Here is a 14,037-nt window from a genome sequence, read left to right as displayed (position 1 = left end):
GCCTGCCTGCACGCTGCCCGGTCCTCCCAAGGACCGGGCTTTTCTTTTCTAGCTTGCCGGGAAATAGCGTTGGCCTGACGCCTATCGCCGGTCCATATCCCGCTTGAACTGGTCGAAGATCGTTTCCACGCCCTTCTGGTAGTCGTCACGCTGCTGGGCGCCGGTCTCGAACATCTTGCCGAAAATGTCGTCGAACGGGTTCCTTGGCCGGCCGCTCGGATTGGCCTGCGGCTGTGGTGCCTGGCGCGGCTGCGGCTGCGGCGCTTGAGGTTGCGGCGTCGGCTGCCCGCCGGGCATCCCGAAGCCGCCGCCTCCGCCTTGCCGCAGCATCTCCTCGAAGATTTTCCCCAGCGGGTTGTCGCCGTAGGGGCTCTGTGTTTGCTGGGGCTGGGGTCGGCTTTGTGGTTGCTGCGCCGCGCCGCCGCCGAACATGTCCTGCAGCACCTTGCCGAGCGGATTGTCGCCATAGGGATTCGGCGCCGGCCGGGGCTGGCTTTGTGGTTGCGGTGAGCCGCCGCCGAACATGTCCTGCAAGATCTTGCCGAGCGGGTTGTCCATGGGATTCTGAGGCGGGGGTGCCTGGCGCTGTTGTGGCGCCGGCGCCTGCATGCCGCCTTGCCGCATCATCTGCTCGATGATCTCGCCCAGTGGATTGTTGCCGCCGCCACCAAGACCAGCCGCTGCCTGCATCTGGCTTGTCGTCTGCTTGAACAGCCCGCCCATTACCATCGAGGCGATCGCGGGCAGCATCTGCTGCAGCACCTGCTGGCTGACGCCGCTCGCCTGCGCCGCCTGGCTGGCCACGGCGCGCGACAAATCCTTCGAACCGAACAGATGGCCCAGAATGCCGTTGCCCTCATCGACGCCTTGCGGTGAGAAAGCGCGCGTCGCGTCCTCGAAATACTTGGCGTGCTGGCCGCTTGCCATCGCCGTCATGAAGGCGCCGAGCCCATAGGGATCGGCGGTGTTGCGCTGCAATCCTTGTGAAAAGGCCGGCAGCAGTGCGGCGACCGCCGCCTGTGTCTGCTGCAGCGAAAGCCCGTATTGTTGGGCTAGCGCCTGCATGCCGTTGCCGTTCTGGGCCTGCGTCAGCATGTCGAACAAGGTAGGCATCGGCTTCTCCTCCGGGAAATCCTCGAAGAGAGCCTAATTCGTTTCAACGCCCGATTGAAGCGGCTTTTGCCGCCCGTCAGCGCGCGGGGTCAATAGGCATATTCCATGAATACAGGCTCGATCGAGCCGCCCCAGCGCGTGTGATAGGCCGACAGCATCTCCTCGGCGCTGGTGGTGCCGCGCGCCACGACTTCATCGAGCGTGTTCAGGAACGAGGTTTCGTCGTAGCCGTCGCGGTTTTTCTTGCCGCGGTTCTTCAGCCCGGTGCGCGAAATGGCCATGACGTCGCGGGCGACCTCGCGCAGCGTGGTGTTGCGGAAGGGCGCGGAAATGCCGAGTTCAGGCACGGCGTTGCGCATCGCCAGCACTTCCTCGTAGGTCCAGCTCGACGTCAACGCCTCGGCGGCACCGAGTGCTGCCTCGTCATAAAGCAGCCCGACCCAGAAGGCCGGCAGCGCGCAGATGCGCCGCCAGGGGCCGCCATCGGCGCCGCGCATTTCCAGGAAACGCTTCAGCCGTACGTCGGGGAACAAGGTCGACAGGTGGTTTGCCCAGTCGCCCATCGTCGGCAGCCCGTCCGGCACTTCGTTGCGCGCGGCGCCGGCCATGAACTGGCGGAAGGTGATGTGCGTCATGTCGTGATAGTGGCCGTCGCGGATGACGAAATACATCGGCACGTCGAGCGCCCATTCGACATAGTCGGCGAAGCCGAAATCCGGCGAGAAGCAGAATTCGAGCAGGCCCGAGCGCTGGTTGTCGGTGTCGCGCCAGATGTCCCCGCGCCAGCTCTGCAGCCCGTTCGGCCTGCTGTCGGTGAAGGGCGAGTTGGCGAACAGCGCCGTCGACAGCGGCTGCAGCTTCAGCGACACCTGCATCTTGCGGCGCATGTCGACCTCGCTCTCGAAGTCGAGGTTCACCTGAATGGTGCAGGTGCGGTACATCATGTCGAGGCCCTTGGTCCCGACCTTGGGCATGTAGCGCGTCATGATCTCATAGCGCGACTTCGGCATTTTCGGCGTTTCGGCCAGCGACCATTTCGGGCTGCCGCCGAGGCCGAGGAAGCGGATGCCCATCGGCTCGGCGATCTCGCGCACCTGCGCCAGATGGGCGTTGCCTTCGCGGCAGGTCTGGTGGATCGTTTCCAGCGGCGCGCCGGACAGCTCGAACTGACCGCCGGGCTCAAGCGAGATCGCGCCCTGGCCCGTCGGCTCGACCAGGCCGATGATGCGGCCGTCATCGATGATGGGATCCCAGCCCAGCTTGTTCTGCATGCCTTCAAGGATGGCGCGGATGCCGCGCTCGCCGCCGTAAGGCACCGGCGCATTGCCATCGACATAGAACGGGAATTTCTCGTGCTCGGTGCCGATGCGCCATTTTTCGCGCGGCTTGTTGCCTTCGGCCAGATGCTCGACAAGCTCGTCTACGCCTTCGATGGGCCGGAAATCGGTTGTGTCGCGCGCCATTTTCAAGCCCTCAAAGGCGGTTGGACCCACCGCCGGCGCTAAATGGACGAAATGTCAGTAGCCGATCAAGCGAAAAATCCTGAGCCACAGGTCAAGAGGAATTGAACTGCTTCTTCCTTCTCCCACAGGGGGAGGAAGAAACCGCTACCAGTCGCCAATTGTCGCCTGTATCGCCGCGAGCGCCGCCACGGCCGCCGTGTCTGCGCGCAGGATACGCGGCCCGAGCGGAATGGCGGTCACGAAGGGGAGGGCGCGGAGCATCTTGCGCTCCTCGTCGGAAAAGCCGCCCTCGGGCCCGACCAGCAAAGCGAGCTTCTTCTCCTTTACCGCCTGCAAGGCAGGCAGCGGGTTGTTGGTCGCGGCGTCCTCGTCGCAGAAGATCAGCCGCCTTTCCTTCTCCCAGCCGGTCAGCAGGCGCTCGAATTTTTCCGTCTCGCGAACTTCCGGCACGGCCAGGATGCCGCATTGCTCGGCGGCCTCGACGACATTGGCGCGCAGGCGATCGATGGAAGGCTTTGCCACCTGCGTGTGCTGGGTGATGACCGGTTGCAGGATGCCGGCGCCCATCTCCACCGCCTTCTGCACGAGATAGTCGAGCCGGCCCTGCTTCAGCGGCGCGAAACAGTAGACGAGGTCGGGCAAGGGCGGCTGCGGTCTTTGCGGCGCCAGTACTTTCAGCCGCACCGACCGCTTGGATTTCGCTGATATCGCCGCCGACCACTCGCCGTCGCGGCCATTGAAGACAAGGATCTCGGCGCCTTCGGCGAGCCGCAGCACATGCAGGAGATAATGGCTCTGCTGCTGGCCGGTTTCGAACTCGATGTCTGGTCCGAGGTCGTCGGGCACGAACAGACGTTGCATCTTGTAGTTGGCGCGCATGGCCGAGGAATGGGCGAGGCGACGGCCGCCGTCAAGCCTTGGCGGAAGGATGCCACACCGGTTGAAAGCCACGGCGCAGGACGGCAAGCGTCGTTTCCGGGGTCAGCAGCACAGGCGTCTCGTCCTCGAACCGGTCAAGGCTGGTTGGCGGGCCGTATCCGGCAAAAGTCCATGGCAATATCTTGCCTTGCCGCAAGGCATAGGCACTGCCGCCAGCTGCGACCAACGCGCCGTTAGGCAAGCCGGCAAGCGCATCCATCGCGACTGCAGACCGCTTGCCGCCCGCCGCCAGCCGCTCCTTATGCAGTCGCTTGTCGACCTGCGGCGCGCGCGGCTCGGCAATACCGAAGGCGTGGCCGAAGCGACCGACAAAATCCTTGGCCCGTTCACGCTGGCAAAAGAAGCAGGGGCGATGCCCGGCGGCGAGCGCCGTCACCTCGTCAAGAAAGAACAATTCGGTCCAGCCGGCCTTGCCCCCGGGCCGGTTGCGGCCCATCGGCTCGCGCTGCACATTGCGGAATTGGCACACGCAGATAATCCAGGCCTGAAGCGCCCAGCGCTTTTTCAGAAGGGTCTTTGTCGCGGGGTCGTGGATGATGCCGCGATTGCCGGTGAACAGGCCGCGCTCCGGCACGGCGTGAATGGCGCCGAACGGATCGACCCGGTTCTGCAGTGGCATAGTTTTCTCCTGGGATACGCATCTTGGCTGAAACGCCGACGCCATGATATCGCTCGCGACAGCATTTTCATGTCAGCAGGGTTTTTCGATGCGGGTGCTGGTAGTCCAGAACTACGACAATACCGGCCTCGGCCAGGTCGGTGCGGCACTGGCCGAAGCGGGTGCCGATCTCGATGTGCGGCTTCCCTATAAGGGTGATGCTCTGCCACGGGACGCAACCGGCCACGATGCCATGGTGGTGCTCGGCGGCGGCCAGAATGCGCTGGCCGACGAAGAATATCCCTATTTCCCGGCGCTGCTCGAACTGACACGTGATTTCGCCGGCAAGGACCGCGCCGTGCTCGGCATATGCCTCGGCAGCCAACTCGTCGCCCGCGCCTTTGGCGGCGCGAACCGCATTGGCGGCGCCAACGAATTCGGCTGGCGCGGCGTGTCGCTGACGCCGGACGCCAAGGCCGATCCGGTGCTGGCTGAGCTGCCGGAAAAGTTCCCGATCTTCCAGTGGCACGACGACACGTTCGAGCTGCCGGAGGACGCCGTGCGGCTCGCCGGCAACGATGTCGCCGAAAACCAGGCGTTTCGCGTCGGCCGCGCCGTTTACGGCTTCCAGTTCCATTTCGAGGCCGACCGGCCGATGGTGAAGGACTGGAGCTCCTCCTTCGCGCCGACCATCGCCGCGCGCCATCCCGACTGGGCCGGCAAGCTCGACGGTGAAATGGCCCGCAACGGCCCTGACGCCGATGCCGCTGGTCTGGCCATCGCCCGTGCCTGGGTGGCGACGATCTAAACGTCCGTTCATGCTCCGCGTGACATAATTGGCACGCGGCCGTGAAACCGTTTGGGGAAAACCCCTTTCATCCTTGGCTTGTGTCCGCCCGCCATCCTAGAAGGCGCGCGCCCTATGTCGGCTGTGCAACCGGGATGAACCTTTTGTGTGACCCGTGCGACACACCATCGATACAGAACACACCTAGAAGCGCGAAATCGTCGAAACTTTGACACGTATTTTCCGTTTCAACGCATTGGTAACCGCCTCGTGCACAGATGCAGGAAGCTCAACAAGAGATGACCTCCGTGAAAGCAGCGCTTCTGTCCTTTGCCATGCTGTCCGCCATCGTGCTCTGCGGTCTTGGTATTTATGCCGCCGATGCCGCCAACAACCACAATGCGGTTGACGGCTACGGCGTCACAGCCTCCCTGCGCTAAGCCGGCGTCACAGCCTCCCTGCGCTAAGCCAGGGCATCCCCCGCGCCCGGATCCCTCGCGCCCTTGGGCGCTGGGGCGTTCAAGGCTCCTTTATCGACATTTCTAGGATGCGTTTGTCCGCGCCGTCCACGACGAGCGCGGTAAGCATGCCTGACTGCCAGGCTAGCGTGTCGACGTTGACGCGGTTGGCCATCACTTCCGCCTCGGGGACCGGTGTGTGGCCGTGGACCACGATCTTCGGGAAGAGGCCGGTGTGATCGTGGAAAACGTCACGGATCCAGATCAGGTCCTGCGGGCTTTGCTTCTCCAGGGGAACACCCGGCCTGATGCCTGCATGGCAGAAGAAGAAGTCGCCTAATGTCACCGAGAGTGGCAGCGACCGCAGGAAGTCGACATGGCTTTGCGGCACGGCTTCGAGCAGGGCTTGATGACCCTTGCGCATGGCTGATTCCGCCTTGCCGAACCAGGCGCCGTTGCCGCTGTTGATCGTCACTCCGTAGGATTGCGCGGTCTGGATGCCGCCAAAACGGATGAAGAGCCCTTCCGGGTCGGGTGTCTTGAGAAAGTCGAGAAAGCCGATGTCGTGATTGCCGGCCAGCATCAGGTTTCGCGGATCGCGTTCGCGCGCCTCGATCAGGAAGTCGATGACGCCCTTGGAGTCCGGTCCGCGATCGACATAGTCGCCAAGATGGATGACGCGCCAGTCCGCAACCCTGTCCCTCGCGATCTCGGCCTCGATCTGACCATGCATGGCGGCCAGCAGGTCGACCCGGCCATGCACGTCGCCGATCGCGTAGAGACGCACGCCGTCCGGCCCGTGTGCGTCGAGGAAATGGATGCCGGGTTCCGCCAAGGTCTGGGTATCTCCGTGGTCAGATGTCACTGACTTAGCGTCGGAGCTGCTCCTTGCCCATGTCGGTGACCAGACGCTTTCCGCACAGCGCCAACGTGATGTCCATCTCCTTGCGGATGATTTCCAACGCTTTGGTAACCCCTTCCTTGCCGAGCGCGCCAAGGCCGTAAAGAAATGGCCGGCCGATATAGGTGCCCTTGGCGCCCAGGCAGAGTGCTTTCAACACGTCCTGGCCGGAGCGGATGCCGCCGTCCATATGCACTTCTATTCTGTCCCCGACCGCGTCCGCAATCTCCTCCAGCGCCATGATCGACGACGACGCGCCATCGAGCTGGCGCCCGCCATGGTTGGAAACGATGATGGCATCGGCGCCGGTCTTGGCCGCCATCAGCGCGTCTTCCTTGTCGAGGATGCCTTTCAGGATCAGCTTGCCGCCCCACCGTTCCTTGATCCAGTCGACATCCTTCCACGACAGCTGCGGATCGAACTGCTCCGTGGTCCAGGACGACAGCGAGGAGACGTCGCCGACGCCCTTGGCGTGGCCCACGATGTTGCGGAAGGTGCGGCGCTTGGTGCCGGCTATACCCAGGCACCAGCGCGGCTTGCTGGCCAGGTCGATGATGTTGGCCAACGTCATTTTGGGGGGCGCCGAAAGCCCGTTGCGGACATCCTTGTGGCGCTGGCCGAGGACCTGCAGGTCGAGCGTCAGCACCAGCGCCGAGCACTTCGCCGCCTTTGCCCGGTCGATCAAATCGAGCACGAAATCCTTGTCGCGCAGCACATAGAGCTGGAACCAGAACGGTTTCTTCGTCACCAAGGCGACGTCCTCGATCGAGCAGATGCTCATCGTCGAGAGCGTGAACGGCACGCCGAATTCCTCTGCCGCCTGCGCCGCCAGCATCTCGCCGTCGGCATGCTGCATGCCGGTCAGGCCGGTCGGCGCCAGCGCCACCGGCATCGACACTTTCTGGCCGATCATGGTCGATTCAAGCGAGCGGTTGCTCATGTCGACCAGCACGCGCTGGCGGAACTTGATCGTCTGAAAGTCTTCCTCGTTCGCGCGGTAGGTGCTCTCGGTCCAGGCGCCCGAGTCGGCATAGTCGAAGAACATCTTGGGCACGCGCCGGCGCGCGAGATCCTTGAGGTCTGCGATGGTCAGAATGTCGCTCATGATGGTCCCCGCTTGATCGAATTGATTAGGAGCGTCTGCGCGCTGGTTCGCCGTCGCCGGCTTCCGAACGCTGCCTCAGCCTCAGCCGCGACACCCGTTGCCAGTCGCCGCTGCGTTCGGCTTCCGCCATCGAACGCTCGACATAGGTCATGTGGTCCATCGCCGCCTGGCGGGCGCCGGCCGGATCGCCGGCCTTGACCGCGGTGTGGATCGCCCGGTGCTGCGCCAGCAGCGCCTCGCGCGCGCCGGGCACGGTGAACACGAGGAGTCGGTTCTGGAACACGCCTTCCGACAGCAGCCGGTAGCAGGAGCGCAGCGTGTGCAGAAGCAGGATGTTGTGCGCGCATTCGCAGATCGCATGATGGAATTCGACGTCGATTTCGGCCTCGTCGTCGAAGTCGCCGGTACGATGCGCCTCGTCCATGCGCGCCATGATGCGATCGAGCAGAGCAAGGTCCTCCGGTGTGGCGCGCCGCGCCGCGTATTCGGCCGCTACGCCTTCGATCTCGCGGCGATATTCCAGATAATCGGCCACCGCCTTGCGATGCGTCGAGATCAGGTCCGCCACCGGCTTGGTGAACAACTGGCCGATAATGTCGGCGACGTGCGTGCCGCCGCCCGGACGGGTCGACAGCAGGCCGCGCGCTTCGAGCGCCTTCAGCGCATCGCGCAGGATGGGCCGAGACACATCGAACTGGCGTGCCAGTTCGCGCTCGCCCGGCAGCCGGTCGCCGGTGCGCAGCACGCCTTCGAGGATGAGGCTTTCGATCTGCTGCACCACCTCGTCGGCGGTGCGCGAATGCTCGATCCTGGAGAAATGTCGCTCAAGGGAAGCGCCTGGAGAGGGAATGATGTCGCGCAGATTAGAGCCTCTGTCGCCAACTGGTCAAATTATTTATCCAATTCGTTCGTACGGTCGATTTCGCGCCGCGCCGGCATATCGCTCGCGCTAAATTTTGCTGTTTACGTCCTTGCGATTGCCGCAAGACGACACCATTGCACGAAGGTCGAAACAGGGGACAGACGTGTCGGACGAGACGTCCATCTGAATTCCAGCCGCGCAGCCAGGGCAGCGTCATGGCTTCCGGCGCACGAAGGCGGCCCGGCGCGCTCGGCGAGGTTCACGCCCGCCCCCATCCGCTGGTCGAGAAGCCGCGCGTGCTCGTCCAACTCTCCTTCATGACTGAAGGCGGATCCGCGGTCGACCATGCCGTGCTTTCGGAACTGTCGCGCCGTCTTGGCATCGCCGCTCCCGAGCGTCATGCCCGCCACCACGCCATGAAATGGGGCAAGGGCACGCTGCGCTGGGAGCGGCACACGGAATTCTCGACCTATCTCTGGGAAGGGCCGCTGGCCGAGAATGGCCGGGGCAAGAAGATTCGCCTTCGGCAATGGCTTTCGCCGCCGGGAACCGTCATCTCGGGACGCAGGCGAGCGAGAGGCAGGTCGCCGGCTTCGACCCGACCAGCCTGTGTTACTCGCTTGTCGAGCGTGGCAGCGCGGCCATCGTTACCGACTTCCGCCAGGACGGCGACGGCATGACCCGCATGCTGGTCCTCGACCGTGGCCTGACCCCGGCCAGCACCGGCGCGCTGTCGCAGCGGCTGATCGACATCGAGACCTACCGCACGCTTGCCATGCTCGGCCTGCCGCTGGCGCTCACCTTGTCCGGCCGCGCCCGCCGCATCGAGGACCGCTTGGCACAGACGACGCTGGAAATGAAGGTCGCCGAGACGCGCGACAACCAGACGCTGCTCGCCGGCCTGACGGAGCTTGCCGCCGAACTGGAGGCCGATGCCGCTTCCAGCCTCTACCGCTTCGGCGCCAGCCGTGCCTATGACGGCATCGTCACGGAAAGGCTGGAGGCGCTGGATGAGGAGCCTGTGCAGGGCTACGACACCTGGGCGGGCTTTCTGCTGCGGCGCATGGCGCCAGCCATGCGCACTTGCCGATCGGTCGAGGAGCGCCAGGCCAATCTGTCACGTAAGCTGACCCGTGCCACCACGCTGCTGCGGACCTGGGTCGACGTCGAGGTCGAGAAGCAGAATCGCGACCTGCTCGCCTCGATGAACAACCGCGCCCGCCTGCAACTGCGCCTGCAGCAAACCGTCGAAGGCCTTTCGGTCGCCGCCGTCTCCTATTACGTTGTCGGCCTCATCGGCTATGTGGCCAAGGGCGCGTCGGTCTTTGGCCACGCCTTCGCGCCCGAGGTCGTCACCGCCGCCTCGGTGCCGTTCGCCATCCTTCTGGTCTGGTGGGGCGTGCGCCGCGTGCGACGGATGCATTCCGAGCCCGCGAAACACCCGGGCGAATAGTCCGCGCTATGCTTCGGACGCGACGGATGCGCAGCGGCAGATTGCCGCTGCGGAAGCTTTGCCTGCGTCCGCCGCCTCGACGCCACCAAAGCAAGATTTGCAACCAAAGCCGCTAGCTGGTAAATCATTTTTACCAGTCGAGTGGAGGAAGCGCCGATGTCCGGCCTTGCCATGCCCAAGCCAGACGCCGAGACGCTGCGCCGGCGCAGCGAAATCGTCGCCGACATGCGCATCATCGTGCCGGGCGAAGGCGTGGTCGACGCGGCCAATGAAATGCGTGCCTTCGAAAGCGATGGCCTGACCGCCTACCGGCAAGTGCCGCTGGTCGTGGTGCTGCCAGAGACGGTGGCGCAGGTTTCGCGCGTGCTGAAATACTGCAACGACCGCAACATCCGCGTCGTGCCGCGCGGATCCGGCACCTCGCTGTCGGGCGGCGCCCTGCCGCTCGAAGACGCGGTGCTTTTGGTGATGAGCCGTTTCAATCGCATCCTCGAGATCGATTTTCCCAACCGCATCGTCGTGGCCCAACCCGGCGTCACCAATCTCGGCATCACGTCAGCCGTCGAGCAGGAGGGGTTTTACTATGCCCCCGATCCATCCTCCCAGATCGCCTGCTCGATCGGCGGCAACGTGGCGGAGAACTCCGGCGGCGTGCACTGCCTGAAATACGGCCTCACCGCCAACAATGTGCTCGGCATCGAGATGGTTCTGATGAATGGCGAGGTGGTGCGGCTCGGCGGCGGTCACCTCGACGCGGAGGGCTATGACCTGCTCGGCGTCATGACCGGCTCGGAAGGTCTGCTCGGCGTCGTCACCGAGGTCACCGTGCGCATCCTGAAGAAGCCGGAGACGGCGCGCGCCCTGCTGATCGGCTTTCCGACCAGCGAGCAGGGCGGCCAGTGCGTCGCCGACATCATCGGCGCCGGCATCATTCCGGGCGGCATGGAAATGATGGACCGGCCGGCGATCCATGCCGCCGAGGATTTCGTCCATGCCGGCTATCCCCTGGATGTCGAGGCGCTGCTGATCGTCGAACTCGATGGCCCCGGTGTCGAGGTCGATCATCTCATCACGGCGGTCGAGGCGATCGCCATCGCCAACGGCTCGACCACATGCCGCATCTCGCAGTCCGAGCAGGAGCGGCTGGGTTTCTGGGCCGGCCGCAAGGCGGCCTTCCCCGCCGTTGGCCGCATCTCGCCAGATTACTACTGCATGGACGGCACCATTCCGCGCAAGGAACTGCCGCGCGTGCTGGCCGGCATGCGCGAGCTGTCGGAAAAATACGGTCTCGGCGTCGCCAACGTTTTCCACGCCGGCGACGGCAATCTGCATCCGCTCATTCTCTACGATGCCAACGTGCCGGGCGAACTCGACAAGGCCGAAAGCTTAGGCGCCGACATTTTGCGGCTCTGCGTCAAGGTCGGTGGCGTGCTCACCGGCGAGCATGGCGTCGGGGTCGAGAAGCGCGACCTGATGCCGGAAATGTTCAACCAGGTCGACCTCGACCAGCAAATGCGCGTCAAATGCGCCTTCGACCCCAACCATCTGCTCAATCCCGGAAAGGTATTTCCGCAACTTCGCCGCTGCGCGGAACTGGGAAGGATGCATGTGCATCGCGGGCAGGTCGCATTTCCGGATATTCCGAGGTTTTGATGGGGGCGTGGGACAAAAGTTCCTCGCCCCCGCCGAGCGGGGGAGAGGCGGCTCGGGCGAAGCCCGAGACGGAGAGGGGGACGCCCGATCAGCCAAGCCGACGTTCGCCGGAAAGGATCGCCCCCGCTCTGCGGGGGCGAGGAACCAGGTGCGAATATGACCACCTTCACCCCACTTACCCCAGCCGAAGTCCTCTCGACCGTTGCCTGGGCGGCGGCGGAGGAAACATCGCTCGAAATCCTCGGCCACGACTCCAAGGGCGGCATCGGCCGTCCGTTGCAGACCGAGCATACACTCGACCTGTCGAAACTCTCCGGCGTGACCCTCTACGAACCCGCCGAACTGGTGCTTTCGGCAAAGGCCGGCACGCCGCTGGCCGATATCGAAAGGCTGCTGGCGGACAACGGTCAGCAGTTCGCTTTCGAGCCGATGGACTATGGTCCGCTGCTTGGCGGCGAGCCAGGCAAAGGCACAATTGGCGGCGTCCTCGGCGCCAACCTGTCCGGTCCGCGCCGGCTGAAGGCGGGCGCGGCGCGCGACCACATATTGGGCATCAATGTCGTCTCCGGCCGGGGCGAAGCCTTCAAGTCGGGTGGCCGCGTGGTCAAGAACGTCACCGGCTACGATCTGTCGAAACTGATGGCCAACAGCTGGGGTACATTGGCCGTCTTCACCGACGTCACCTTCAAGGTGCTGCCAGCTGCCGAGACCGAAGTCACGCTCGCCGTCCGTGGCCTGCTCGACGATGCCGCCTGCGCCGCCATGGCCCTGGCGCTCGGCTCCAGCGCCGAAGTGTCGAGTGCCGCCCATTTGCCGGAGCGCATTGCCGCGCGCGTCGCCGGCGGAGCGCTCGGCACCGAAGCCGCCACGCTGCTGCGCGTCGAAGGCTTCGGCCCGTCCGTCGCCTATCGCATTGCCACGCTGAAGACGCTGCTCGGCAAGGCTGGGCCGCTCGAGGAGATTGCCGGTGAGACCTCCAAGGCACTCTGGCGCGATATCAGGGATATCAGGCCCTTCGCCGACGGCAGCGGGAAGCCGGTCTGGCGGGTCTCGATGACGCCTGCCCAGGGACACCAGATGGTCCTGACGCTACGCATGCAGGCCGCCGTCAGCGCCTTCTATGACTGGCAGGGCGGATTGGTGTGGCTGCGCATGGAGGAGGGCGACCCGGAAGCCGCCCTGCTGCGCGGGCTGTTGCGCAAACATGGTGGCGGCCATGCAACGCTGGTGCGCGCCGCGCCCGCCCACCGCGCCGCGCTGCCGGTGTTCGAGCCGCAGCCGCCGGCGCTGGCGGCGCTGAGCCAGCGGCTGAAGCAGGAATTCGATCCGAAGAACATCCTCAATCCCGGCCGCATGGCCTAGGACACCAGAGATGCAGACCAATTTTCGCCCGCACAGCTAGCCGATCCGCATGTCGCCGAGTCCGAAAAGATCCTGCGCAAATGCGTACATTGCGGCTTCTGCACCGCCACCTGCCCGACCTATGTGACGCTTGGCAACGAGCTCGATTCGCCGCGCGGGCGCATCTATCTGATCAAGGACATGCTGGAGAACGGCCGTCCCGCCGACAAGGAAATCGTCACCCATATCGACCGCTGCCTGTCGTGCCTCGCCTGCATGACCACCTGCCCGTCGGGCGTCAACTACATGCATCTGGTCGACCATGCGCGTGCCCATATTCAGGAAACGTACGAGCGGCCGCTGCTCGACCGGTTGACCCGCGCCATGCTGGCGTTCGTGCTGCCCTATCCCCGTCGCTTCCGGGCGGCGCTCAAACTGGCGAAGCTCGGCAAGCCGTTCATCGGCCTGTTCGAAAAAATTCCGGCACTGAAACCGCTCAGTGCCATGCTCAAGCTCGCGCCGGCATCGATCCCGACGGCCTCGCCAATGGCCTTGCCGGGCATCCATGCCGTTCAGGGAGCGAAAAGAGGACGCGTGGCCATCCTGACCGGCTGCGCGCAGTCGGTGCTGGATCCCGGCATCAACGATACGACCATCTCGCTGCTGACACGGCTCGGTGTCGAGGTCGTCGTGCCGCCGGGCGAAGGCTGCTGCGGCGCCCTGGTTCATCACATGGGACGGGAGGAAGCAGCGCTTGCCTCGGCCAGGCAAAATGTCGATGCCTGGACGCGCGCAGTCGAGCAAGGCGGGCTCGACGCCATCATCATCACCGCGTCGGGCTGCGGCACGACGATCAAGGATTATGGCTTCATGCTGCGGCTCGATCCGGCCTATGCCGACAAGGCCGCACGCGTGTCGGCGCTGGCCAAGGACATCACCGAGTATCTGTCCGCGATCGACCTGCCGGAACCGGTGCGCAGGCCAGGCACGGTCGTCGCCTATCACTCTGCCTGCTCGATGCAGCATGGTCAGAAGATCATCCGCCAGCCGAAGGAACTGCTCGCCAAAGCCGGTTTCATCGTGCGCGAGCCGCGCGAGGGCCACCTGTGCTGCGGGTCGGCTGGCACCTACAACATCCTGCAGTCCGAGATTTCGGCCAGGCTGCGCGACCGCAAGGTGAAAAACATTGAAGCGACGGGCGCCGCGATCGTCGCCACGGGCAATATCGGCTGCATCACGCAGATCGCGTCCGCTGCCAGGATGCCGGTGGTGCACACGATCAAATTGCTCGACTGGGCCTATGGCGGGCCGAAACCGGAAGGCGTGGCGGAAGACAGCCTGATCGCAGCCGAATAGGCGTCCGT

General features: G+C 64.6%; 12 protein-coding genes and 1 pseudogene. 6 read left to right on the top strand and 7 right to left on the bottom strand.

The window, feature by feature from the left end; genetic code table 11:
* Window positions 1–81: 81 nt before the first annotated feature.
* From EJ077_RS24845 to EJ077_RS24830, 4 genes are all read right to left on the bottom strand, one after another.
* Entirely contained in the window at window positions 82–1,113 is a 1,032-nt protein-coding gene (locus tag EJ077_RS24845) for a DUF937 domain-containing protein (RefSeq protein ID WP_208697062.1), read from the bottom strand.
* 89 nt (window positions 1,114–1,202) lie between these two features.
* On the bottom strand, window positions 1,203–2,576 hold the full coding sequence (locus EJ077_RS24840; protein WP_208697060.1) for a glutamate--cysteine ligase: 1,374 nt from the start codon (window positions 2,574–2,576) through the stop codon (window positions 1,203–1,205).
* Between the two features lie 144 nt (window positions 2,577–2,720).
* The gene (locus EJ077_RS24835) at window positions 2,721–3,455 is read right to left on the bottom strand and encodes a 16S rRNA (uracil(1498)-N(3))-methyltransferase (RefSeq protein ID WP_208703124.1); all 735 of its coding nucleotides are present in this window, start codon (window positions 3,453–3,455) and stop codon (window positions 2,721–2,723) included.
* A gap of 31 nt (window positions 3,456–3,486) precedes the next feature.
* Window positions 3,487–4,134 carry a hypothetical protein gene (locus EJ077_RS24830; RefSeq protein ID WP_208697058.1) on the bottom strand — a complete coding sequence of 216 codons (648 nt, stop codon included), beginning with the start codon at window positions 4,132–4,134 and terminating at the stop codon, window positions 3,487–3,489.
* Between the two features lie 88 nt (window positions 4,135–4,222).
* On the opposite strand from EJ077_RS24830, the gene EJ077_RS24825 reads away from it, so the two are divergent.
* Both EJ077_RS24825 and EJ077_RS24820 read left to right on the top strand, forming a co-directional pair.
* Window positions 4,223–4,921 carry a type 1 glutamine amidotransferase gene (locus EJ077_RS24825; protein ID WP_208697056.1) on the top strand — a complete coding sequence of 233 codons (699 nt, stop codon included), beginning with the start codon at window positions 4,223–4,225 and terminating at the stop codon, window positions 4,919–4,921.
* A gap of 278 nt (window positions 4,922–5,199) precedes the next feature.
* Window positions 5,200–5,340: a hypothetical protein gene (locus tag EJ077_RS24820; protein WP_023782442.1), complete on the top strand. Its 141-nt coding sequence runs from the start codon at window positions 5,200–5,202 to the stop codon at window positions 5,338–5,340.
* A 79-nt stretch (window positions 5,341–5,419) separates the two neighbouring features.
* Here the strand turns inward: EJ077_RS24820 and EJ077_RS24815 are convergent, their stop codons facing one another.
* From EJ077_RS24815 to EJ077_RS24805, 3 genes are read right to left on the bottom strand one after another with little or no spacing between them, the layout of a single operon-like run.
* The gene (locus tag EJ077_RS24815) at window positions 5,420–6,193 is read right to left on the bottom strand and encodes a metallophosphoesterase (RefSeq protein WP_208697054.1); all 774 of its coding nucleotides are present in this window, start codon (window positions 6,191–6,193) and stop codon (window positions 5,420–5,422) included.
* A gap of 34 nt (window positions 6,194–6,227) precedes the next feature.
* Window positions 6,228–7,364, bottom strand: a complete 1,137-nt coding sequence (locus EJ077_RS24810) for an alpha-hydroxy acid oxidase (protein ID WP_208697052.1) — start codon at window positions 7,362–7,364, stop codon at window positions 6,228–6,230.
* Window positions 7,365–7,389: 25 nt separating this feature from the next.
* Window positions 7,390–8,214 (bottom strand): FadR/GntR family transcriptional regulator, encoded by an 825-nt coding sequence (locus EJ077_RS24805; RefSeq protein ID WP_208703123.1) that lies wholly within the window; start codon window positions 8,212–8,214, stop codon window positions 7,390–7,392.
* Between the two features lie 227 nt (window positions 8,215–8,441).
* Between EJ077_RS24805 and EJ077_RS24800 the strand changes: the two are divergent.
* From EJ077_RS24800 to glcF, 4 genes and pseudogenes are all read left to right on the top strand, one after another.
* Window positions 8,442–9,679: pseudogene (locus EJ077_RS24800) on the top strand (DUF3422 family protein).
* Window positions 9,680–9,835: 156 nt separating this feature from the next.
* Entirely contained in the window at window positions 9,836–11,332 is a 1,497-nt protein-coding gene (locus EJ077_RS24795; protein WP_208697050.1) for an FAD-linked oxidase C-terminal domain-containing protein, read from the top strand.
* Window positions 11,333–11,488: 156 nt separating this feature from the next.
* Window positions 11,489–12,694: an FAD-binding protein gene (locus EJ077_RS24790; RefSeq protein ID WP_208697048.1), complete on the top strand. Its 1,206-nt coding sequence runs from the start codon at window positions 11,489–11,491 to the stop codon at window positions 12,692–12,694.
* 69 nt (window positions 12,695–12,763) lie between these two features.
* Window positions 12,764–14,029, top strand: a complete 1,266-nt coding sequence (glcF, locus tag EJ077_RS24785) for a glycolate oxidase subunit GlcF (RefSeq protein ID WP_208703122.1) — start codon at window positions 12,764–12,766, stop codon at window positions 14,027–14,029.
* Window positions 14,030–14,037: the final 8 nt, after the last annotated feature.

It is taken from the genome of Mesorhizobium sp. M8A.F.Ca.ET.057.01.1.1 (assembly GCF_003952565.1).
Lineage (GTDB): Bacteria > Pseudomonadota > Alphaproteobacteria > Rhizobiales > Rhizobiaceae > Mesorhizobium.
Note: the sequence above shows the minus strand (reverse complement) of the source record. Positions and strands in the feature narration are given on the sequence as shown.